Source organism: Mycolicibacterium canariasense, assembly GCF_002101555.1.
Taxonomy (GTDB): domain Bacteria; phylum Actinomycetota; class Actinomycetes; order Mycobacteriales; family Mycobacteriaceae; genus Mycobacterium; species Mycobacterium canariasense.
Map to the genome: position 1 here is coordinate 132,368 of NZ_LQOL01000049.1, position 22,133 is coordinate 154,500.

Annotated in this window: 24 protein-coding genes; 14 read left to right on the forward strand and 10 right to left on the reverse strand. The window is 69.4% G+C overall.

All coding sequences use genetic code 11. From position 1 onward, the window contains the following. The first annotated feature begins 3 nt into the window (after window positions 1-3). Window positions 4-1,215 (forward strand): MFS transporter, encoded by a 1,212-nt coding sequence (locus AWB94_RS13310; protein WP_062655775.1) that lies wholly within the window; start codon window positions 4-6, stop codon window positions 1,213-1,215. A gap of 3 nt (window positions 1,216-1,218) precedes the next feature. Here the strand turns inward: AWB94_RS13310 and mshD are convergent, their stop codons facing one another. Next, the gene (gene mshD, locus AWB94_RS13315; protein ID WP_062655776.1) at window positions 1,219-2,064 is read right to left on the reverse strand and encodes a mycothiol synthase; all 846 of its coding nucleotides are present in this window, start codon (window positions 2,062-2,064) and stop codon (window positions 1,219-1,221) included. After that, window positions 2,061-2,831 carry a winged helix-turn-helix transcriptional regulator gene (locus tag AWB94_RS13320; protein ID WP_062655777.1) on the reverse strand — a complete coding sequence of 257 codons (771 nt, stop codon included), beginning with the start codon at window positions 2,829-2,831 and terminating at the stop codon, window positions 2,061-2,063. Before AWB94_RS13320 ends, mshD begins: the two co-directional genes overlap by 4 nt. Before the next feature lie 167 nt (window positions 2,832-2,998). Here AWB94_RS13320 and lmeA point away from each other — a divergent pair, with 167 nt between their 5' ends. The 8 genes from lmeA (at window position 2,999) to AWB94_RS35135 (ending at window position 7,478) form a co-directional block, all read left to right on the forward strand. Then, window positions 2,999-3,814: a mannan chain length control protein LmeA gene (lmeA, locus tag AWB94_RS13325; RefSeq protein WP_109762116.1), complete on the forward strand. Its 816-nt coding sequence runs from the start codon at window positions 2,999-3,001 to the stop codon at window positions 3,812-3,814. Continuing rightward, on the forward strand, window positions 3,811-4,242 hold the full coding sequence (locus AWB94_RS13330; protein ID WP_062655778.1) for a thioredoxin family protein: 432 nt from the start codon (window positions 3,811-3,813) through the stop codon (window positions 4,240-4,242). The genes lmeA and AWB94_RS13330 overlap by 4 nt, the downstream gene beginning before the upstream one ends. Window positions 4,243-4,271: 29 nt before the next feature. Beyond that, the gene (locus AWB94_RS36275; RefSeq protein ID WP_353961945.1) at window positions 4,272-4,364 is read left to right on the forward strand and encodes an Ms5788A family Cys-rich leader peptide; all 93 of its coding nucleotides are present in this window, start codon (window positions 4,272-4,274) and stop codon (window positions 4,362-4,364) included. A gap of 101 nt (window positions 4,365-4,465) precedes the next feature. After that, complete coding sequence (locus tag AWB94_RS13340) at window positions 4,466-4,927, forward strand: DUF4395 domain-containing protein (RefSeq protein ID WP_062655779.1); 462 nt, start codon at window positions 4,466-4,468, stop codon at window positions 4,925-4,927. Between the two features lie 29 nt (window positions 4,928-4,956). Beyond that, on the forward strand, window positions 4,957-5,790 hold the full coding sequence (locus AWB94_RS13345; protein ID WP_062655780.1) for a sulfurtransferase: 834 nt from the start codon (window positions 4,957-4,959) through the stop codon (window positions 5,788-5,790). A 1-nt stretch (window position 5,791) separates the two neighbouring features. Continuing rightward, a complete protein-coding gene (locus AWB94_RS13350; protein ID WP_062655781.1) occupies window positions 5,792-6,094 on the forward strand; it encodes a DUF1416 domain-containing protein in 303 nt (100 codons plus the stop codon). Window positions 6,095-6,313: 219 nt separating this feature from the next. Further along, window positions 6,314-6,967 (forward strand): heme-binding beta-barrel domain-containing protein, encoded by a 654-nt coding sequence (locus AWB94_RS13355; RefSeq protein ID WP_062655782.1) that lies wholly within the window; start codon window positions 6,314-6,316, stop codon window positions 6,965-6,967. A 97-nt stretch (window positions 6,968-7,064) separates the two neighbouring features. Next, window positions 7,065-7,478 (forward strand): hypothetical protein, encoded by a 414-nt coding sequence (locus tag AWB94_RS35135; RefSeq protein WP_165605290.1) that lies wholly within the window; start codon window positions 7,065-7,067, stop codon window positions 7,476-7,478. Between the two features lie 234 nt (window positions 7,479-7,712). Here AWB94_RS35135 and AWB94_RS13365 read toward each other — a convergent pair whose 3' ends face one another. Continuing rightward, complete coding sequence (locus AWB94_RS13365) at window positions 7,713-8,507, reverse strand: aminotransferase class IV (RefSeq protein WP_062655783.1); 795 nt, start codon at window positions 8,505-8,507, stop codon at window positions 7,713-7,715. 41 nt (window positions 8,508-8,548) lie between these two features. Between AWB94_RS13365 and ygfZ the strand changes: the two genes are divergently transcribed. Continuing rightward, a complete protein-coding gene (gene ygfZ / locus AWB94_RS13370) occupies window positions 8,549-9,628 on the forward strand; it encodes a CAF17-like 4Fe-4S cluster assembly/insertion protein YgfZ (RefSeq protein WP_062655784.1) in 1,080 nt (359 codons plus the stop codon). Between the two features lie 141 nt (window positions 9,629-9,769). Beyond that, entirely contained in the window at window positions 9,770-9,946 is a 177-nt protein-coding gene (locus AWB94_RS13375; RefSeq protein ID WP_084395055.1) for a DUF3073 domain-containing protein, read from the forward strand. A 39-nt stretch (window positions 9,947-9,985) separates the two neighbouring features. Here the strand turns inward: AWB94_RS13375 and purM are convergent, their stop codons facing one another. Next, window positions 9,986-11,062 (reverse strand): phosphoribosylformylglycinamidine cyclo-ligase, encoded by a 1,077-nt coding sequence (gene purM / locus AWB94_RS13380; RefSeq protein WP_024450123.1) that lies wholly within the window; start codon window positions 11,060-11,062, stop codon window positions 9,986-9,988. Between the two features lie 83 nt (window positions 11,063-11,145). After that, window positions 11,146-12,741, reverse strand: coding sequence for an amidophosphoribosyltransferase (purF, locus tag AWB94_RS13385; protein WP_234811732.1), 1,596 nt, complete (start codon window positions 12,739-12,741; stop codon window positions 11,146-11,148). Between the two features lie 97 nt (window positions 12,742-12,838). Between purF and AWB94_RS13390 the strand changes: the two genes are divergently transcribed. After that, entirely contained in the window at window positions 12,839-14,203 is a 1,365-nt protein-coding gene (locus AWB94_RS13390) for a hypothetical protein (protein WP_062655785.1), read from the forward strand. Between the two features lie 6 nt (window positions 14,204-14,209). On the opposite strand, the gene AWB94_RS13395 is transcribed toward AWB94_RS13390, so the two are convergent. Continuing rightward, window positions 14,210-14,593, reverse strand: a complete 384-nt coding sequence (locus tag AWB94_RS13395; protein ID WP_062655786.1) for a sterol carrier family protein — start codon at window positions 14,591-14,593, stop codon at window positions 14,210-14,212. 17 nt (window positions 14,594-14,610) lie between these two features. Between AWB94_RS13395 and AWB94_RS13400 the strand changes: the two genes are divergently transcribed. Further along, window positions 14,611-15,822 (forward strand): MCE family protein, encoded by a 1,212-nt coding sequence (locus tag AWB94_RS13400; protein WP_062655787.1) that lies wholly within the window; start codon window positions 14,611-14,613, stop codon window positions 15,820-15,822. 41 nt (window positions 15,823-15,863) lie between these two features. After that, complete coding sequence (locus tag AWB94_RS13405) at window positions 15,864-16,277, forward strand: PPOX class F420-dependent oxidoreductase (RefSeq protein ID WP_062655788.1); 414 nt, start codon at window positions 15,864-15,866, stop codon at window positions 16,275-16,277. Here the strand turns inward: AWB94_RS13405 and AWB94_RS13410 are convergent. From AWB94_RS13410 to AWB94_RS13425, 4 genes are read right to left on the reverse strand one after another with little or no spacing between them, the layout of a single operon-like run. Further along, complete coding sequence (locus tag AWB94_RS13410; RefSeq protein ID WP_062655789.1) at window positions 16,274-16,909, reverse strand: Rv0804 family intramembrane glutamic endopeptidase; 636 nt, start codon at window positions 16,907-16,909, stop codon at window positions 16,274-16,276. The two genes, AWB94_RS13405 and AWB94_RS13410, sit on opposite strands and share 4 nt — an antisense overlap. Further along, complete coding sequence (locus AWB94_RS13415; protein ID WP_062655790.1) at window positions 16,909-18,627, reverse strand: alpha/beta hydrolase; 1,719 nt, start codon at window positions 18,625-18,627, stop codon at window positions 16,909-16,911. The genes AWB94_RS13410 and AWB94_RS13415 overlap by 1 nt, the downstream gene beginning before the upstream one ends. Continuing rightward, on the reverse strand, window positions 18,624-20,921 hold the full coding sequence (gene purL, locus AWB94_RS13420; RefSeq protein WP_062656124.1) for a phosphoribosylformylglycinamidine synthase subunit PurL: 2,298 nt from the start codon (window positions 20,919-20,921) through the stop codon (window positions 18,624-18,626). Before purL ends, AWB94_RS13415 begins: the two co-directional genes overlap by 4 nt. A 9-nt stretch (window positions 20,922-20,930) precedes the next feature. Then, complete coding sequence (locus AWB94_RS13425; RefSeq protein WP_062655791.1) at window positions 20,931-22,124, reverse strand: cation:proton antiporter domain-containing protein; 1,194 nt, start codon at window positions 22,122-22,124, stop codon at window positions 20,931-20,933. Window positions 22,125-22,133 lie beyond the last annotated feature (9 nt).

Genomic DNA, 22,133 nt, shown 5'->3' on the forward strand with positions numbered 1-22,133 from the left:
GCGATGCCCATAGGTCTCATCGCACTGGCCATCGGCGGGTTCGGTATCGGGCTCACCGAGTTCGTCATCATGGGATTGCTACCCGAAGTGGCAACCGACTTTGCGGTGAGCGAGGCCACTGCGGGCTATCTGATCTCCGGATACGCCCTCTCGGTGGCGGTCGGCGCGGTCCTGCTCACCGCCGCGGTGACGAGATTCGACCGCAAGCGGGTGCTACTGGGGCTCATGGTGCTGTTCATCGTCGGCAACCTGATGTCGGCGATCGCCCCCACCTACGTCGTCATGTTGGGTGGCAGGATCGTCGCCGCCCTGTGCCACGGCGCCTTCTTCGGGATCGGCTCGGTGGTCGCGGCCGATCTGGTGGCCGAGAACAAGCGCGCGAGCGCGATCGCCATGATGTTCGCCGGGCTCACCGTCGCCAATGTGCTTGGCGTTCCGCTGGGCACGCTGCTGGGCCAACAGCTGGGATGGCGTTCGACCTTCTGGGCGATCACCGTCATCGGTGTGGTCGCGATGATCGGGATCGCCGCCCTGGTTCCCGATATCGAGCGCGACGACTACACCGGCCTGCGGGGTGAGCTCAGGGCCTTCCGTCATCCTCAGGTGTGGCTGTCGAAAGTGATCACCATCCTCGGCTACGGCGGGATGTTCGGCGCCTTCACCTACATCGCCTTCACCCTCACCGAGGTGAGTGGCTTTGCGTCGTCGAGTGTTCCGTGGCTGCTGGTGCTGTTCGGCGTCGGCCTCCTCGTGGGAAACACGTTGGGAGCCAAGGCCGCCGACCGTGCGCTCACCCCCGCCCTGATCTCGATCCTGGCACTGTTGACCGTCGTGCTGGTCGGGTTCGCGGCCACCGCGCAGTACAAGGTGAGCGCGGTCATCGCACTGTTCCTGATGGGCGCCTTCGGTTTTGCCACCGTGCCGGGACTGCAGATGCGCATCATGAACTACGCCGCCGGCGCCCCCACCCTCGCATCGGGCGCCAACATCGCCGCGTTCAATGTCGGCAATGCCCTCGGCGCCTGGCTGGGTGGGTTGACCATCGCGGCGGGTCTGGGGTTCACCTCTCCGATCTGGATGGGCGCCGTCGTCACCGTGGTCGGTCTGATCGTCCTGGTGGGCGCCACGGCCCTCGATCGTCGCAGCGACCGGACGCCGGGACCCGGAACGGACACCACCGTCGGCGCCGCCCAGCCCGCGGTCTCCCAGGGATGAGCGCTACCGCCCGTAGGCCACGTCCGCGCTGAACACCTCGAACCCCAGCCGCCGGTAGGTCTTCACCGCCGCGGTGTTGTCCCCCTCTACATACAGGGTCACTTCGGCCTGCGGGCCGAGGCGCTGCGCCAGGTGGTGCAGGCCCACCAGGGTCAGGGTGGCGCCCAGTCCCCGGCCCTGCGCGGCCGGATCGACCCCGACCACGTACACCTCACCCAGCCGGGGGTTGTGCACTTTGGTCCAGTGGAAGCCGAGCAGTTTGGGCCCTTCGAAGATGAGGAACAGCCCCGCCGGGTCGAACCAGCCCTCGGCTCGGCGCTCGGCGATATCGGCCTCGGTCCAGCCACCCTGCTCGGGATGCCAGGAGAACGCGGCGTTGTTGACGCGCAGCAACTCGGTGTCATCGGACGGGCCGGCATAGGTGCGCAGCCCGTCGACCGGGGACAGCGGCGGGAGGTCGGCCAACCCGCGGCGCATCTGCAGCAGCTCACGTTGGGGGGTCAACCCGAGCGCGGCGGCCAGTGCTCTGGCGGGCGCCAGGTTGCCGTGCGCCCAGATCCGGGTGTCGGCGCCACCGGCCGCCAGAGCGGTGCGGGCCAGCTCGGTGCCGATGCCGCGGCGCCGCGCATCCGGGTGCACCACCAGCTCGGCCATCCCGGGGGCGAGGTTGAGATATCCGGTCAGCTCGTCCCCGTCGGACGCGAGCAGGTGCCGGGTGTCGTCGCGGGCAAGCTCACGCAACACCTGGTCGCCGACGGGGGAGACACCATCGGTGTCGGTGGCCGCGTCGATCAGCGCGATGATGCGCTGCTGGTCGGATACCGGCAGGCCGGTCTGCCACGAGATCACTGACTGTGCAGCGGGTCGAACGCCTCGGACGCGGAACCGAAATCGTCGTCGTCGAAGACGTCGTCTGTATCGTCGGCCTCGGGGGCCGGGGGCCGGCCGCGCGCCGGCCGCACGGCCTTGTACCCGACGTTGCGCACCGTGCCGATCAGCGCTTCGTACTCGGGGCCGAGCTTGGCGCGCAGCCGGCGGACGTGCACGTCGACGGTGCGGGTGCCACCGAAGAAGTCATAGCCCCAGACCTCCTGGAGCAGCTGCGCGCGGGTGAACACCCGCCCGGCATGCTGTGCCAGGTACTTCAGCAACTCGAATTCCTTATAGGTGAGGTCGAGCGGGCGGCCACGCAACCGGGCGGTGTAGGTGCCCTCGTCGATGACGAGCTCGCCCAGGGTCACCTTGCCCAGGCTCTCCTGATCGGACACCCCGCCGCGACGACCGACCAGCAACCGCAGCCGCGCGTCGATCTCGGCGGGGCCGGTGCCCGGCAGCAAGATCTCGTCGAGGCCCCATTCGACGTTGACGGCCACCAGCCCGCCCTCGTTGACCACGGCGACCACCGGAATCGACGTCCCGGTGGTGCCCAGCAGCCGGCACAGGCCGCGGGCGGCGGCCAGGTCCGTCCGCGCATCGACGATGGCGACATCGGCCGTGCTGGCCTCCAGCAGCGAGGAAACCTCGGTCGGCGCGGACCGGACGTTGTGTGCCAGCAGGGACAACGACGGCAGCACGGACTCAGGGTTCGGGTCTACGGTGAGTAGCAATAGCTCCAAAAGGCCCTCCGGCGCCCTGGCAGATTCCCTGGGACAACGATGTCGAAGGTCATCTTCCAGATTCATGGCTGACACGTGGCCGTTACGACCGACGATCACCTGAGGATAGCGTGCTACCTGGTGGTTAGCTGACTTGAATGAGCGCCGGCAACTGCGGCACGGCTCGGGTGCGCCAGAATGTCCCGGTGCGCAAACTGCTGGCCGGTCTCATCGCCGCCCTCACCGCTGTGGTGGTCGGGGCCGTCGCCGCCGATTTCGGCGTGGCGATCTACGCCGAGTACCGGCTGGCGCGCAGTGTCCGCACCGCCGCCCATCTGTCCTTCGACCCGTGGGCCAGCATCCTGAGCTTTCCGTTTGTCACCCAGGCCGCCAACCATCGATACAAAGAGGTGGAGATCCGGGCCGCCGGCGTGGATCACCCGGTCACCGGCAAGGTGTCGCTGGAAGCCACCATGCACCGGGTCGACCTGCATGATTCGTCGTGGCTGATCGGTCCGGGCGCCGTCCTGCCGGTCGGCAAGCTGGAGAGCCGGATCATCATCGACTCCCGGCACATCGGCAATGTCATGGGCATCAAGGACCTGCAGATCGAGGCGCCCCCGCGGGAATCCAACGATGCAAGCGACAACACCACCGAGTCCGGTATCTCCAGCGGTAACGGCCTGGTGTTCACCGGCACCCCGACCGCCGCGGGTTTCGACAAGCGGGTCAGCGTGTCGGTCGACCTCACCCTCGACGGCCCCAATCAGTCGACGCTGGTGCTCACCCCGACCGGCGTGCTGACCGGTCCCGGCACCGCGGACCAAACCGTCCCGCAAGACCGGTCGGCGGCGGTGCTGCAGGCCTTCACCTCCCGGGTGCCCGGCCAGAAGCTGCCCTTCGGTCTGGCGCCCACCTCGGCCGGCGTCCGCGGCTCCGACGTCATCGTGGAAGGCATCACCGAGGGAGTAACCATCACGCTCGACGGGTTTCGGCAATCATGAACACTTCCATGGCGCTGGCCATCGTCGTGGTGATCGGCGTGCTGGGCATCGGCTACATCGTCGGCCGGCTGGTGACGCTGCGCGCCGGCCTGCTGCGAGCCGCGGCCGAGGACGCCGCCGTCGAGGACGTGGACACCTCCGATCTCGGGCTGTCCGGCACGGGACCGACGATCGTGCATTTCACCGCCGTCTGGTGCGGCCCGTGCGCGGCCGTGCGCCGCGTCGTCACCCAGGTCTGCGCCGAACTGCCGGAGGTGGCGCACGTCGAGATCGACATGGACGCCAATCCGGCGGCCGCCCGGCGGCTTTCGGTGTTGTCGCTGCCCACCACGTTCATCTTCGACGCCCAGGGCCGGCAACGCTATCGCGCCACCGGGGTTCCCAAGGCTGCTGACCTGCGTTCGGCGCTGGAACCGCTATTGGCCTGACCACGGGGTCAACGGGTATTGTGTGCGTCGTGTCCGCCCGCCTTGAGCTGCTGCTCACCAAGCGCCGCGCAGTCGATCTGTGCCGCGTTGCGGGTTGTTGCTGTTGTTGTTGTAGCTGCTGAGTAGCCGCGCCTCTTTCACTGCGCCGCGCTCGGGGCCGGGCCTGAATGGCCGGACGTGCCCCAATTCAGCCTCCACCCAGTCACGCAACAGGAGCACGCACATGTCCACCATCAACGCCACCGCCCTCGATCAGGTCGATGTCCGCGGCCCACGCTTCGCCGCCTGGGTCACCACCGCGGTCCTGATCGTCACGCTGCTCGTCGCGCCGATCAGCGTGCCCGCCGCGGCCCTGATCCTCGGCCTGCAGGCCGTCGTCTTCGCGGCCGGGTCCACCCTCGGTCCCCGCAAGCATCCCTACGGCCGGGTGTTTGCCACCTTCGTCGCGCCACGGCTGGGCCCGGCGACCGAGAAGGAGCCGGTGCCGCCGCTGAAATTCGCCCAGCTGGTCGGCTTCGTCTTCGCCGTCGTCGGCACCGCGGGCTTCGCGGCCGGAGTGGATGCGCTGGGCCTCGTCGCAACCGCGTTCGCCCTGTTCGCGGCGTTCTTGAACGCGGCCTTCGGCATCTGCCTGGGCTGCCAGATCTACCCGTTCGTCGCTCGCCTGCGACGCGCAACCCTCTGACAAGCCGATAACCCGAAAGGAACCACTACATGGCACGCTCCGACGTCCTGGTCTCCACCGACTGGGCCGAGAGCAATCTCGACGCGCCGAACACCGTCTTCGTCGAGGTCGACGAGGACACCTCGGCCTACGAAGGCGGCCACATCGCCGGCGCCGTCCGGCTGGACTGGAAAACCGAGCTGCAGGATCCGGTCAAACGCGACTTCGTCGATCAGCAGCAGTTCTCGAAGCTGTTGTCCGACAAGGGAATCAGCAACGACGACACCGTGATCCTGTACGGCGGCAACAACAACTGGTTCGCCGCGTACGCCTACTGGTACTTCAAGCTCTACGGCCACGAGAACGTCAAGCTGCTCGACGGTGGCCGCAAGAAGTGGGAACTGGACGCCCGCCCGCTGGTGACCGAGGTCCCCGCCCGCCCCGCCACCTCCTACTCGGCCAAGGCACCCAACAACGCCATCCGTGCGTTCCGCGACGAGGTCATCGCCGCGATCGGCGCCAAGAACCTGGTCGACGTCCGCTCCCCCGACGAGTTCTCCGGCAAGATCCTGGCCCCGGCGCACCTGCCGCAAGAGCAGAGCCAGCGTCCCGGGCACATCCCCGGCGCGATCAACGTGCCCTGGAGCAAGGCGGCCAACGAGGACGGCACCTTCAAGTCCGACGAGGACCTGGCCAAGCTGTACGCCGAGGCCGGCCTGGACGGGCAGAAGGAAACCATCGCGTACTGCCGCATCGGTGAGCGTTCCTCGCACACCTGGTTCGTGCTGCAGGAGCTGCTGGGACACCAGAACGTCAAGAACTACGACGGCAGTTGGACGGAATACGGCTCCCTGGTGGGCGCCCCGATCGAGTTGGGAAATTGATATGTGCTCTGCACCGAAGCAAGGCGTGACGCTGCCGGCCGGCGTCGACCTGGAGAAGGAAACCGTCATCACCGGTCGTGTGGTGGACGGATCGGGCCAGACCGTCGGCGGCGCGTTCGTGCGACTGCTGGACAGCTCCGACGAGTTCACCGCCGAGGTGGTGGCCTCGGCGACCGGCGATTTCCGGTTCTTCGCCGCACCGGGCACGTGGACCGTGCGCGCGCTGTCGCCCGCGGGCAACGGTGACGCCAGCGTGACCCCGTCGGGTGCGGGCATCCACGAAGTCGACATCAAGGTCGCCTGACGCCGATCGAGGCGAGGTACGAGCCGCTGAGAAGTCAGGCCATCGTGCACCGCCTGAGGCCAACGGCCGCTGCGCTCGGGCCTCCGGTTCGAGCGCAGCGGCTCTCGGCAGTTAGACTCCTGACGTGGTTCTCTTCTTCGAATTCATGCTCGTGGCGGCGGTCGTCGTCATCACCTGGTTCGCGCTGTACGCCCTGTACCGTCTGATCACCGACGAGGCGTGAGCACCGGAGACGGGGTCGAGCCCGGCTCGGGTGACCGGGCCGTGGCCGCTGCCGCCGAGCGGGCCAGAATCACCGCAGCCCGCAACATCCCCACCTTCGACGATCTGCCGTTACCGGCCGATACGGCGAACTTGCGGGAGGGCGCGGACCTCAACCCCGCCCTGCTGGCACTGCTGCCGCTGGTCGGGGTGTGGCGCGGTGAGGGCGAGGGCCGCGACACCCATGGCGATTACCGGTTCGGCCAGCAGATCATCGTCTCCCATGACGGTGGTGACTACCTGAATTGGGACAGCCGGTCCTGGCGGCTGGGCCCGGAGGGTGAGTTCGCGTCCACCGGCTTCCGCGAGACGGGGTTCTGGCGCTTCGTCAACGACCCGGCCGACCCGTCCGAAACCCAGGCCATCGAGCTGCTGCTGTCCCATTCGGCCGGTTATGTCGAGCTGTTCTACGGCCGCCCGCGCAATCAGTCCTCCTGGGAACTGGCCACCGATGCCTTGGCGCGCAGCAAGTCCGGTCTGTTGGTCGGCGGCGCCAAGCGCTTGTACGGCATCGTCGAGGACGGCGATCTGGCCTACGTCGAGGAGCGCGTGGACGCCGACGGCGGGCTGGTGCCGCACTTGTCGGCACGGTTGAGCCGCTTCGTCGGATAACCCCTTCGCAGCGCTTAACTTGCGCCCAGGCTGGCTACATCGGACGCCCATCGACGGCCCATACCGTCGTCTCCGTCAATTCGAGAACGGAGAATTCATGGGTCTGACAGCACTCCGCACCGCGGCGCTGGGCGTCACCGGTGCAGCCTTGATCGCCGGTGTGGTCGGTTGTTCGACGGGCGGATCGTCCACGGAGTCGACGACTTCGGCATCGTCATCCACCTCCTCGACCGCCACGTCGGAATCGACGTCGGCAGCGGCCGCGCCGGACGGTCACGATGCTTTCACAGCCTGCATGACAGAGCACGGCGTCCCTGCACCGCCGGAGGGTGGTCCGCCCGCCGGAATGACCCCGCCGTCCGGGATGACCCCGCCGAGCGGACCCCCGCCCGCGGGCGCACCCCAGCCCGGCGAGGGTAAGACGCCGCCGGCACCGCCGGGCATCGACCAGGGAACGTGGGACAAGGCCAACGAGGCGTGCGCGTCACTCGCGCCGGCACCCCCGAGGTAGTACAGAAATGGGGCGGCCCCCGAGCCGTGATTCTTGGTTGGACAAAACCAAGGGCTCGGGGGCCGGGTGGCTGCTCGGAATTCGCCAGCGCTCGCAGGTGGATTCCTCGCGCCTGGTGCTGCTAGCTAGCAGCCACCTCACATGTCCGTATGTCAATCAATTTGTCGGACCACCTCCTTCCCTGTGTACCGACGAAAGTACCCGCGCCGGGCACAGCCGACAACCGATTTTCGGTCAGGCTCGGCGCCCGACGGCGGCATCCACCCAGGCGGTCAGCTGCGCGTGCAGCGGCGCCTGCGCCAGCACCACCCCGTCCAGGGTGTGCACCCGGGCCACCAAGGTGACCGCGGACAGCAACCAAACACCCTGTGCCGCAAAGAGATCCGCGACGGTCAAGCGACGGTGGGCGACACGCGGCGCGGTGCCGAACAACGCGGCCACCGTGGTGCCCGGCAGGATCGGCAGGGTGGGCGGCGGGCTGACCAGAGTTTCGCCATCAGCGATCACCACCGACGACCGCGGACCCTCCAGCACCTGGCCGTCGGCATCCAGGTAGACCGCATCCCCGGCGCCCCGGCGCCCGGCCTCGCGCAGCGCGGCGCAATGCCGGGCGTAGGACAGCGATTTCGCGCCGGCCAACGCATGGGAGGGTGCGGCGTCCAGCGTCACCGCGGCCACGCCGTCGCGGCGCGCCGCGGCGACACGGTCCGGAACCGGCGATATCGCGGCGAAACCCACAGTGCGGCCGTGCACCAGCCGCAGCACCGCGTCCCGGCCCGGCCACCCGGCGGTGGCCGCCGCGGCCGCCGCGGCGAACGCCCCCGCGTCGGGCTCCGGCAGTCCGGCGATCCGCGCCGACGCCACCAGCCGGGCCAGGTGCTCCGGCAGCAGACACACGTGGCCGTCGCGCACCAGCGCGGTCTCGAACACCGCGTCACCCTGGGTCAGCGCCGGATCGGTGCCGCGCACCAGGGGCTCGTCGGCCCCGTGCACCCGACCGTCGAGCGTCACGATCAAGCCGGTGGGCATGAGGCCAGAGCCTACTGACGGCGGCGCCGTAGGCTGGGGTGATGTCCGCAGTTCCCGCCCCCGAGAGTGGTCCCGACAACGGGGCCGTCTGGCATTACGGCGACCCGTTCGGTGAGCAACGCGCCGCGGAGACCGGCGCCGTCGTGGTCGATCGCTCGCATCGGGCGGTGCTCACCCTGACCGGCGGCGAGCGGCGCTCCTGGTTGCACACCATCTCCAGCCAGCACGTCAGCGACCTGGCCGACGGCACCGTGGTGCAGAATCTCAGCCTGGACGGGCAGGGTCGTGTGGAAGATCACTGGCTGCAGACCCAGCTCGACGGCGTCACCGTGCTGGACACCGAGCCGTGGCGCGGTGAGCCGCTGCTGACCTTCCTGCGCAGGATGATCTTCTGGGCCGAGGTGGCGGTCGAGCCGGCCGAACTGGCGGTGCTGTCCCTTCTCGGGCCCGCACTGTCGGCACCCGCGGTGCTGTCCGCGCTGGGGGTGGACGCACTGCCCGCACCGTGGACCGCGACCGGATTGGCCGACGGCGGCTTCCTGCGCGGCACCTTCCCCGGTGAATACGACCTGGTGGTGCCACGGTCGGCCGTCGACGACTGGAAGCGCAAGCTGACCGGCGCGGGCGTGGTGCCGGCCGGGATCTGGGCCTACGAGGCGCACCGGGTCGCCGCCCTGCGCCCGCGCCTGGGTGTGGACACCGACGAGCGCACCATCCCGCACGAGGTCGGCTGGATCGGTGGCCCCGGCGACGGGGCCGTGCACCTCGAGAAGGGCTGCTATCGCGGCCAGGAAACCGTCGCCCGGGTGCACAACCTGGGGAAACCGCCGCGCATGCTGGTGCTGCTGCAACTCGACGGCTCCGGGGACCGGCCGAGCACGGGCGATCCCCTCACCGCCGGCGGCCGCACGGTCGGCCGGCTGGGCACCGTGGTGGATCACGTGGACGAGGGCCCGATCGGGTTGGCACTGGTCAAGCGGGGTATTCCGGCCGACACGGAGCTGAGTACCGGCGGCGAGGTGACCGTCGCCGCGGTGATCGACCCGGGCTCGGTGAGCGCCGACGACCACGTCGGCGCCGGCCGGATCGCGGTGGAACGGCTGCGCGGCGCCGGTCGCTGACCGTCGCGGCCCGGCGACCGGCAGGGCCTACCAGCGCGGCGCCGCCCGGCACGGTAAAGTGACGGCAGGACAATAAACACACACACAGATCGGAGCCGCCTGCTCGTTGGGCCGCTCCGTTATTGCGCGAGGGGGTCCCCCATGGGCCGCGGCCGGGCGAAGGCGAAGCAGACGAAGGTTGCTCGAGACCTTAAGTACAGCTCGCCACAAACCGATTTCGAGCGGTTGCAGCGTGAGCTGTCAAATGCGCCCGAGTCTGATGACTTCAGCGACGGCCTGGCCGATCGCTACGCCGAAGAAGACGACTGGCGCCGCTGACCCCCACCCGCGCGGGTAGCCCCGCGGTCCTGACCGAGATCAGAACCGCGGATGCTGACCGACGAGGTGTGCTCGGGCTTCACCTTTTCCACCTTTGGTGACGGTGCCCAGCGTCCAGCAGTTCAGATGGCGTGCGGTGAGAATCGCCAACGCGCGGTCGGTGTCCTCCGGCGCGACGATGGCCACCATGCCGACGCCCATATTGAACGTCTTCTCCATCTCGGCCCGCTCCACGCGGCCGCGCTGGGCGATCATGCCGAAGACCGGCGCCGGTGTCCAGGTACCGCGGTCCATCTCGGCGACCAACCCGTTCGGGATCACCCGTTCCAGGTTGCCCGCCAGTCCCCCGCCGGTCACATGGCAGAACGTGCGCACCTGAGTCTCCGACGCCAGCGCCAGGCAGTCCTTGGCATAGATGTAGGTGGGTTCGAGCAACTCCTCACCGAGGGTGCGACCGAACTCCTCGACATGACCGGCCAGATCCATCCGGTCGATCTCCAACAACACCTTGCGGGCCAGCGAATAGCCGTTGGAGTGCAAGCCGGTGGAGGCCATCGCGATGATCACATCACCCGGGCGCACCCGTTCGGGCCCCAGCACGTCATCGGCCTCCACAACACCCACACCCGTGGCCGAGATGTCGTAGTGGTCGGGCTCCATCAGCCCCGGATGCTCGGCGGTCTCGCCACCCAGCAACGCGCAGCCGGCCAGGACACAACCGTCGGCGATACCCGAGACGATGGCGCTGACCCGCTCCGGCACGGTGCGCCCCACGGCGATGTAATCCTGCAAGAACAGCGGCTCGGCACCGCACACCACGAGGTCATCGACGACCATCGCCACCAGGTCCAGCCCGACGGTGTCATGCTTGTCCATCGCCTGCGCGATGGCCAGCTTGGTGCCCACCCCGTCGGTCGACGACGCCAACAGTGGCTCCCGGTACCCGCCGCGCAGGGCGAACAGTCCGGCGAATCCGCCCAGCCCGCCCCGCACCTCGGGACGGGTGGCTTTCTTGGCCAGCGGTTTGAACAGCTCGACGGCGCGATCCCCCGCCTCGATGTCCACCCCGGCCGTTGCATAAGAGATGCCGTGTTGTTCGGCGCGACCCTGACTCATCAGGCTAAAGGCTACCGGTCGCGCCGCGGACTGGACACCGCTGGGCGGCTCAGTCGCCCGGTCTGTCGAAGGCCGGCCGGCGGCTAGGGCCGTCGCAGCGCCGACGCGTTGTCGTTGGCGTCCTGCAGCGGGATCCCGCCACGCGCGGCGTTGGCCAGCATGTGCTCGATGACGTTCTTGCCGAGGGCGCTCTCACCGGGCAGCTCGATCGGGTAGCTGCCGTCGAAGCAGGCCGAGCACAACCGCGACGACGGCTGCTCGGTGGCGGCGACCATGCCCTGCTGGCTGATGTAGCCCAGGGTGTCGGCACCGATCGCGCGCCGCACGTCCTCGAGCATCTCGTCCTCGTCGCCGCTGGAGCCGTTGGCGATCAGCTCGGCCGGGGTGGCGAAGTCGATGCCGTAGAAGCACGGCCACTTCACCGGCGGTGACGCGATCCGGACGTGCACCTCCAGTGCGCCGGCCTCCCGCAGCATCCGGATCAGGGCGCGCTGGGTGTTGCCGCGCACGATCGAGTCGTCGACGACGATCAGCCGCTTGCCGCGGATGACTTCCTTGAGCGGGTTCAGCTTGAGCCGGATGCCGAGCTGGCGGATGGTCTGCGAGGGTTGGATGAAGGTGCGGCCCACGTAGGCGTTCTTCATCAGGCCCTGCCCGTAGGCGATACCGGAGCCCTGCGCGTAGCCGACGGCCGCGGGGATGCCCGACTCCGGCACCCCGATCACCAGGTCGGCCTCCACCGGGTGCTCGCTGGCCAGCCTGCGGCCGATCTCCACCCGGGTCGCATGTACGGACCGGCCGCCGATCACGCTGTCCGGCCGGGCCAGATAGACGTATTCGAACACGCAGCCCTTGGGCGTCGGGTTGGCGAACCGGGTGGACCGCACACCGTCCGCGTCGATGGCCAGCAGTTCGCCGGGTTCGATATCGCGGACGAAGGACGCACCGACGATGTCCAGGGCCGCGGTCTCCGAGGCCACCACCCAGCCGCGGTCCAGCCGGCCCAACGACAGCGGGCGCACCCCGTACGGGTCACGCGCGGCATACAGCGTGTTCTCGTCCATGAAGGTCAGGCAGAAGGCACCACGAACGGTGGGCAGCAACTCCAGCGCGGCCTGCTCCAGCGTCGCATCGGCGGCGCCGTGCGCCAGCAACGCGCCCAGGATGTCGGAGTCGGTGGTGGCGGTGGGCGCGCCCCGGGTCTCGATCAGCCCGGCCTCCCTGGCCTGCTTGGCCAGTTCGGCGGTGTTGACCAGATTGCCGTTGTGGCCCAACGCAACACCGGTGCCCGCGGCCGTGTTCCGGAACACCGGCTGGGCGTTCTCCCAGGTGGTGGAGCCGGTGGTCGAGTAGCGGCAGTGCCCGATGGCGACGTGGCCGGGCATGGCGGCCAGGGTCTGCTCATCGAACACCTGGCTGACCAGGCCGAGATCCTTGAAGACCAGCACCTGCGAGCCGTCGGCGACGGCGATGCCGGCCGCCTCCTGCCCGCGGTGTTGCAGCGCATAGAGCCCGTAGTACGCGAGTTTGGCCACATCCTCACCCGGCGCCCAGACGCCGAAGACGCCGCATTCCTCTTTGGGGTCCGACTCTTGCGACTCAACCGGCTCGAAGGTCACGATGGCTGCTCCCTGGGGGCTGGGGGTGACATAGCTGAGTTTACGGGCAACCACCGTCATTGACGGAATCGAACGGCCGATTGCCCCCTCGTGAGCGTCAACAAGGTTGGCGGGTCCGCACATTCCGCCAGCGTGGGCGCGGCTACGGTGAGCGGATGTGAGCCAAGACACCGTCAGTGCCGACACCCTCACCGCACGGACCGCCCAGTGGCGGCCGCTGACGCGTATCGCATTCCGATTCAGCTTCTTGTACTTCGGGTTGTTCTGCCTGTGGTTCGCCCAGATCACCTTCGCCTTCACCGGTCCGCTGGCCATGCTGCTGCCCGATGGGGCGGTGCAGTGGCAGATGCTGCTCACGGATCCGGTCAGCCGATGGGTGGGACGGCAGCTGTTCGGCGTGGACGCGCGGCTGCATCCGGGGTCCGGTAGCGGTGACCAGGCGGCCATCTGGGTGGCCATGTTCTGCCTGCTGGTCATGGCCGCGGTGGGCACGGTGGCGTGGTCGCTGCTGGACCGTCGCTCGACGGGCTATCCCGAGCTGGCCGTCTGGTTCCGGGTGTTCCTGCGGCTGTGCCTGGGCGGGCAGATGCTGTTCTACGGTGCGGCCAAGGTCATTCCGACGCAGATGCCCGAGCCGCCGCTGACCGCGCTGTTGCAGCCGTTCGGGGAGTTCAGCCCGGCGTCGGTGCTGTGGTTGCAGGTCGGCAGCTCGCATCCCTACGAGATGGCGCTCGGCGCGGTCGAGATGGTCGCCGGCCTGTTGTTGTTCCTGCCGCGGACCGCCACGTTCGGGGCGCTGCTGAGCCTGCTCAGCATGGCTCAGGTGTTCCTGCTCAACATGACCTTCGACGTGCCGGTGAAGATCCTGTCCTCGCATCTCCTGCTGATCAGCGCCGTACTACTGGCACCGCAGGCCCGGCGGCTGTTCGACGCCGTGGTGCTGGAGCGGGCCTGCGGGCCGGTCCCGGTGCCGCCGTTGTTCGCCGGCACGCGGGCCAACCGCTGGGCGGTCGGGGTTCAGGTGGCCCTCGGCATCTGGGTGCTGGCCGGTCTGCTGTTGCAGAACTGGCAGGCGTGGGGCAGCTACGGCGGCGGTCGGCCGAAACCGGAGCTGTACGGCATCTGGTCGGTCCGTTCGTTCGCCCTGGACGGCCACCCCGTGGCACCCCTGACGACCGATGAAAACCGTTGGCAGCGGCTTGTTTTCGACGATGCGGGGGCGGTGACCTTCCAGTCGATGGACGGGCGGCTGCACACCGCGCCGGCCGCCCTGGATGCAGGCGCGCACACCCTGGCCCTGACCACGCCGCTGCCGCCACCGGACGGCACCACCGCACCCGTACCGGACCCGGCACCGTTCGCCGACCTGCACTATCAGCGGCCCGGCCCCGACCGGCTGACGTTGACCGGGACGCTGCGGGGCGCCCCGGTGCGCATCGAGCTGGACCGCGTGGACCCGAACAGCTTCCCGCTGCGCAACCGCGGCTTCCACTGGGTGCAGGAGTACCCGTATTTCCGCTGACCGCCGTCAGCCCGGCAGCGGCACCACGGGCAGCCAGTCGGCGATCTCGCCGGCCCGCGAACCCGACATGGTCATCCCGGGTGCCGCGTCGATGCTCTGCAGGCCGGTGGCCACCCGCAGCCAGGTCCGCGGATCGGCCTCCACCACGTTCGGCGGGGTGCCGCGGGTGTGCCGGGGACCGTCGATGCACTGCACGGCGACGAACGGCGGCACACGCACCTCGACACTGGCGCCGGGGGCCAGCGCGGCCAGGGTGCGTGCGGTGAGCCGCACCGCCTCGGCGAGCACCGGCCGGTCGGGGGCCGGCAGACTGTCGTCGCGCAACCAGTCGGCGACCGCGAGCACCGCGGCCCGCGTCTGTTCAGGATCCACCGTGCGCCGCGCCGCCATCCCATTAGTGTCGCAATGTGGCCGCCGACCGCTTCGCAGTGCCTCACCGTGGGGTCGGGGCGGTCGCGCTGGCCCTGCTCACCGCGCTGGCGGTGCTCGTCTATCTGCAGTTCCGCGGCGACTTCCGGTACCGGGCGGAACTGACGGTGCTGTCTCCGCGGGCCGGCCTCGGCGTGGACCCGGGATCCAAGGTGACCTTCAACGGTGTGGAGATCGGGCGGGTGCACACGGTGGCACCCGCCGACGTGGACGGGGTGCCGCACGCCCGGGTGACGGTGCAGATCGAACCGCGCTACCTGTCCCTGATTCCGGCCGATGTCACCGCGGACGTCAACGCCAGCACCGTCTTCGGCAACAAGTACATCGCCTTCAGATCACCGGACAACCCTGCCCCGCAGCGCATGTCACCGCACGGCGAGATCACCGCTACGTGGGTGAGCACCGAGTTCAACACGCTGTTCGAGACGGTGCTGGCCATTTCGGAGCGGGTCGACCCGGTCAAGCTCAATCTCACCCTGACCGCCGCGGCCGACGCGCTGACCGGGATGGGCGGCAGCTTCGGCCGGTCCCTGTCGGACGCCGGCGACATCCTCGCCGACGCCAACGCCCGCACCGCCGAGTTCCGCCGCGACATCCGCTCGCTGGCCGCGCTGGGCGATCGCTACGCCGACGCCGCTCCCGATCTGTTCGACGGGCTGACACGGGCGGCGCACACCGCCGCGACGCTCGACGACGAGCGCGGCGCGATCGACCGCGCCCTGCTGGCCGCCGTCGGATTCGGCGCCGACGGCGGTGACATCCTGGAGCGGGGTGGGCCGTATCTGGCGCGCGGTGCCACCGACCTGATCCCGACGGCGACGCTGTTCGACCGCTACAGCCCGCAGTTGCTCTGCACCATCCGCAACTACCACGACGTGGCACCGTTGATGGAGGCGACGTTCGGCGGGGACAACGGCTACTCGCTGGATTCCAACGGCACCGTCTTCGGGTTCGGGGTGCCCAACGCCTATATCTATCCGGACAATCTGCCCAGGGTGAACGCCCACGGCGGGCCGGAGGGCAAGCCCGGCTGCTGGCAGAAGATCACCAGGGATCTGTGGCCCGCACCGTACCTGGTGATGGACACCGGACTGTCGATCGCGCCCTACAACCACTTCGAATGGGGCTCACCGGTTTTCAGCGAGTACGTGTGGGGCCGTCAGGTCGGCGAACCCACCATCAACCCGTGAGGGTTGACCTCAACCCTTCTTGAGCTCCTACGGTGGGGGCCATGACCTTCAAACCGCACGAACTGGATTTCCTGCGCGGCGCGGTGTTGGGCCGGCTGGCCACCGTCGACCCGCACGGCGCACCACAGAACAGCCCGGTCGGCTTCACCTACAACGAGGGGCTCGGCACCATCGACATCGCCGGCTACCGAATGTCGGCCAGCCGCAAATACCGAAATCTGGCGCACAACAACAAGGTGGCCTTCGTCGTCGACGATATCGCCTCGTACGACCCGTGGCGGGTGCGCTGCCTGGAGATCCGCGGCAGCGCCGAGCAGGTGACGGGCGAGTCGGACCCGGGCGGGCAGCTGGATTCGGCGATCATCCGGGTCACACCGCGGCGGATCATCAGCTTCGGGATCGACGATCAGGACACCGACCCGCACGATCTGGTGGCCGATATCCGCGACGTCTAGCGCGGCCGCTGGACGATCAGTGCGGCGACCGCACCCGCCTCGTTGATGGCCAGGTGCACCAGCATCGGCGCCACCAGACTGCCCGTTCGCCGGTACAGCCAGTCGAACCCCCAGCCGGCCGCCGCGGTCGCCACGACGGTGGCCCATACCGGCTCGCCCACTCCATTCCCCGAGTCGCTGCGCTCCAGCCCGCCGGCCTGCCGCGCGTCACCGATATGGCTGAGCCCGAAGGCAATCGCCTGCACCAGCCGGCCGGCGCGCGGTCCGAACGCCGCGGCGGTGACGCTGCCCAATCCGGCCCGGAACGCCGCCTCCTCGGCCCACACGGTGGCCAGCGGGATGCGCAACAGCAGCCAGCGCAGCGGGTCGGCGGGCAGCTCCCTGGCCGCCATCCCGGCCCGGACCGGCGGCAGCGCCGTCGAGGCGGCCACCCCGACCGCGATGGGCACGGCCACCGCCAATCCCTGCCGCACACCCGCGGCCAGCGCCGGGCGCCGCACCCCGACGGTGGCACCGCTGAGGGCCAGTACGGCCGTCGCCGCGGCGGCCAGCGCGGGCACGCGGGTCAGCACGGACTTACCCGCCGCCACCGCCACGGCGACTGCGACCGCCCGGATCATGCTGGCGGACATCAGTATCGGTCGTCGCTCTCGTCGCGGTGCAGTGCGTCCCGCACCCGTTCGGTGTCCGCCGGCGTCCAGCCGTCCGGCGGCGCGACGGCCACCCAGCCGTCGAGCACCGAGTCGCCGTAATTGTGGCCGTGGCCGCCCGGAACCCCGGCGGCGTTGGTCATATCGGCACTCACCTGCCAGAACGTCACGATCGGATACCAGCGCATGGAGGCCGTGCGGTCGGCACCCGGCGGCTCGGTCAGCCAATCCGGCCGGGAGAACAGGAGTTTCGGGGACCACCAGACGATCGGGTCGGAGGCGTGCTGCAGGAACAACACCCGGGTCCCGTTCCAGGGGGCCGCTGCGACCCGGGCGATCGCATCGGAACTCTGCGCTTGGGAGAACCGCACCGTGCGGCCGTTGTCGTAGCGGGGTTCCACCTCGGGGGTGCCCGGGTCGCGGCGCTGCACCAGCCCGCTCCACAACGAACTCTCGTTCGGCGGCCCGACCCACAGCACCGAGGAGAAGTCCATCGCCGCGATATCGGGCAGCCAGCCGAAGGCACCCTGGCCGGCCAGTGACCCGAGACTCTCCCCGTACAGCGCCAGCTTCGGCCGGTGCTCCGGCGGCAGTGTGGACCAGCGGTCGTGGATGGCGTCGATCATCATCCGGCCGGTCTCGACGGACGTCTGCCGGTCGCCCAGGAACGAAATCCAGCTCGGCAGATACGAATACTGCATCCCGATCAGGGCGGTGTCGCCGTTGTACATCATCTCGATGGCCCGCGCCGCGACCGGGTTGATCCACCCGGTGCCCGTGGTGGGCACGATCACCAGCAGTTTGCGGTCGAAGGCGTCGGTGCGTTCGAGCTCGCTGAGCAGCACCGCGAGCCGGCCCTCTGCGGTGTCCGCGGTCTGCAGTCCGGCGTACACCCGGATGGGTTCGCGGGCCGGTGTGCCGTTCACCCGGGTGAGCTCGGCGGCATCGGGTCCGCCCGCAACGAAGTTGCGGCCCTGATAGCCCAGGGTGTCCCAGGGCGCGAACGACGTCGGACTGCCCGACCGTTCCGGTTGCAGCGGCTGGCTGACGCCGGGCCGGGTCGTGGCGTTCTGGGGTTGGAAGACACTGCTGGCGCCGATCAGGAAACCGCGGTAGAGCACCCCGTTGACCAGCGTGACGAGCAGCGCTACGACGATGGCGGTGCCGATGAAGAACGCCACCTCCTGGTGCAGCCGCCAGCGCCTGATCAACAGCCGGGCCAGCAGTTTGACCGCGTCGACGAGTACCCGCCAGGTGCCGATGCCGGCCGCTGCGACCAGTGCCGCGATGAGCAGGGTGCGCAGGTAGCCGGCCGTGCCCGGCCCCTGCATCCCCATCGCCGCCGACACCTGCCGCTGCCACGCCGCGGCCGGGATGAGCACCAGCAGCGCCGAGCCCACCGCCGCGATCACGATCGCGGCCTTGATCAGGCGGGTCACCCGGGCAGCCGGGGGCCACCACGGCCGGTGCCGTAACACCAACCGGTACAGCAGTTTTCCGACGCCCACACCAATGCCGTAACCGATGGCCGCGTTCAGACCGCCGATCAGGCCGGCGAACAGCCAGTCACGCGGCAGCAGCGACGGCGTCAACGACAAACAGAACAGCAGGGCACCGAACGCGATGCCGACGAAGTCGAGGCGGACCAGGCTCCAGACCCACACCAGCAGTGGGTGGCGGCTACCGGTCCGCTCGGTCACCCGAACAACCCGGGCAGCACACCCTCGGAGGTACTGCGGAGTTCTTCCAGCGTCACACCGAACTGGCCCTGGACCTCCACGGCGTCGCTGCCCTGGTCGACCACGCCGATCCGGGTGACGGGCAGGCCGCGCGCCTCGCACATCGACCGGAACCGGCTCTCCTCGGTGCGCGGCACCGCGACCAGCACCCGGCCGGCCGACTCGGAGAACAGCGTCACGAAGGGATCGGCGCCTTCGGGAATGATCACGCGGCAACCGGTTTCACCGGCCAGTGCGGCCTCCACCACCGCCTGCATCAACCCGCCCTCGCTCAGATCGTGCGCCGCCGAGATCAACCCGTCCCGCGACGCCGCGGTCAGCACCTCGGCGAGCAGTTTCTCGCGGGCCAGGTCCACCTTCGGCGGCACGCCGCCCAGATGGTCGGCGGTCACCTGCGCCCAGATGGAGCCGTCGAACTCGTCGTGGGTGTCCCCCAGCAGCATCAGGGTTTCGCCGGGCTCGGTACCCAGGCCCGTCGGGATGCGGCGCTTCACATCGTCAATGACGCCGAGCACGCCGACCACCGGGGTGGGCAGGATCGCGGTGGTACCGGTCTGGTTGTAGAAGCTGACGTTTCCGCCGGTGACCGGAATGCCAAGGGCCGCACAGCCGTCGGCGAGTCCGCGCACCGCCTGGGAGAACTGCCACATGACACCGGGGTCCTCCGGCGAACCGAAGTTCAGGCAGTTGGTCACCGCGACCGGGGTGGCGCCGGTGACGGCGACGTTGCGGTAGGCCTCGGCCAGCGCCAGTTGCGCGCCGGCGTACGGGTCCAGTTGGGTGTAGCGCCCGGACGCATCCGTCGAGACCGCCACCCCGCGGCCGGTTTCCTCGTCGATGCGCAGCACACCACCGTCGGCGTGCTCGGCCAGCACGGTGTTGCCCCGCACGTAGCGGTCGTACTGCTCGGTGATGTACGCCCGGCTGCACAGGTGCGGGCTGCCCAGCAGCGCAAGCAGTGTGGCCTTGAGTTCGTCGCCGGTCGCCGGACGCGGCAGCGTGGCCGAGGTGTCCGCGATCAACGCATCCTGGGTGTCGGGCCGGGCCACCGGTCGCTGGTACACCGGGCCCTCGTGGGCGACGGTGCGCGGCGGCACGTCCACGACGGTCTGGCCGTGCCAGGTGATCTCCAGCCGGTCGCCGTCGGTCACCTCGCCGATCACGGTGGCCAGCACATCCCATTTACGGCAGACGGCCAGGAACTTGTCCACGTTCTCCGGGGTGACCACGGCGCACATGCGCTCCTGCGACTCGCTCGACAGGATCTCGGCCGGGGTCATGTTCGCCGCCCGCTGCGGCACCGTCTCCAGTTCGACCCGCATGCCGCCGTCACCGGCGGACGCGAGTTCGGATGTGGCGCAAGACAATCCGGCCCCGCCGAGGTCCTGGATACCGACCACCAGGTCGGCCGCGTAGAGCTCGAGGCAGCACTCGATGAGCACCTTCTCCATGAAGGGGTCACCGACCTGCACGGCCGGCAGTTTCTTGCGGCCGGGGCCGGAGCCCTCGTCGCCGCCGAACGTCTCGGACGCCAGCACCGACACGCCGCCGATCCCGTCCAGACCGGTGCGGGCGCCGAACAGGATGATCTTGTTACCGGTGCCCGACGCGAACGCCAGGTGCAGATCCTCCTTGCGGAGCACCCCGACGCACAGCGCGTTCACCAGGGGGTTACCGGCGTAGGAGGCGTCGAACACGGTCTCGCCGCCGATATTGGGCAGGCCGAGGGAGTTTCCGTAACCGCCGATGCCGCGCACCACGCCGTCGAGCACCCGGCGGGTGTCGGGGGCGTCGGCTGCCCCGAACCGCAGCTGATCCATGACGGCCACCGGACGAGCGCCCATCGCCATGATGTCGCGCACGATGCCGCCCACGCCGGTGGCAGCACCCTGGTACGGCTCCACATAGGACGGGTGGTTGTGCGACTCCACCTTGAACGTGACCGCCCACCCGTCGCCGATGTCGACGACGCCGGCGTTCTCGCCGATGCCGGCCAGCATGCCGGCCCGCATCTCGTCGGTGGTGGTCTCACCGAAGTAGCGCAGATGCACCTTGGAGGACTTGTAGGAGCAGTGCTCGCTCCACATCACCGAGTACATCGCCAGTTCGGCGTCGGTGGGGCGGCGGCCCAGGATCTCGCGGATGCGCTGATACTCGTCATCCTTGAGCCCGAGCTCGCGGTAGGGCTGTGGTTGTTCGGGGGTGGTGGCTGCCCGCTCGACGGTGTCTACTTCGGGGCTGTTACCAGACGTCACCGGCATAGTTTATTCGTTCGCGGGATAACGGCCGACCAGCACCGGCCCGAGCACACCCCAGAGCAGCACGCTGCCCAGCACCACGAGGATGGTGCAGAGCAGAACGGCACGTTCGGCGGCGTCGTCGAGCACGTTGAATGCCAGCAGTCCCAGCACGATGGTCGCTGCTCCGCGCGGCGCCAGGACGGCCACCAGCCGTCGTTGCGGGCGCGTCAGGCCGGAGCGGGTCAGCGACAGCACCACCGGGACGAACCGGACCACGGTGACCACCAGCACACAGAACACCACCAGACCGATCGAGACACCTTCTTCGAGCACGTACCAGGCCACCGCACCGAAGACGAACCAGAGCACGGCCGACAGCAGGAACGCGACGTCGTCGAGCAACTCCAGTTCGCGGCGCTCATCGGAGTAGCGGCGCAATCCGTTGAACGCGATACCGCACACGAAGGCCGCGACGAACCCGTTGCCGTGCGAGGCCACGTTGAGCGTGTAGGCCAGCACCGGGGTGCACACCAGGATCAGCCGACGGGACCGGTCGGTCATGAGGCCGCGGCGGTCCGCCGCATTGGCGGCGACCGCCACCGCCGCGCCGATGACCAGTCCCAGCACGATGGCGCTCAGCAGGTGCGGGACCGCGTCACGCACCGCATGCATCACACTTTCGGCGCCGGCGTGCTCACCTCCGGTGATCGCCAGCGCAAAGACCAGGATCGGCGCGACCACGCCGTCGCTGTAGCCCTCTTCGACGTTGAGCAGATTGCGTACCCGGGCCGGGATCCGGTCGTCGTGCAGGAAGGACGCTACCGGCGCGAAATCGATGGGCACCACCACGCAGGCGACCGCCAGCAGCGCGGCCCAGGACAGTCCGGGCAGCAGCCAGCTGCCCAGCAGCACCGACAGCGCCAGGCTCAGCGGCAGCGCGATCACGACGAGCCGGAAGGCCGGCCCGGCCATCCCGCCGAAGAAACCGCCGCGCACGTGGGTGGCGTGACCGAACAGCAGGATCGCCAGGATCAGCTCGATGATCGGCAGGATCACGTCGGTGTCGAGGCTCGCCGCCAGCGCGTGATGGGTGCCGACACCCACCGCCGCGCCGACGAGCACCAGCACCATCGCCGGCGTGATGCGCCAGCGGTCCAACTGCCGGGCGAACAACGCCCACAGCGCCAGCGCGGCGCTGACCCCGACGACCGACCACACCGTGCCGGC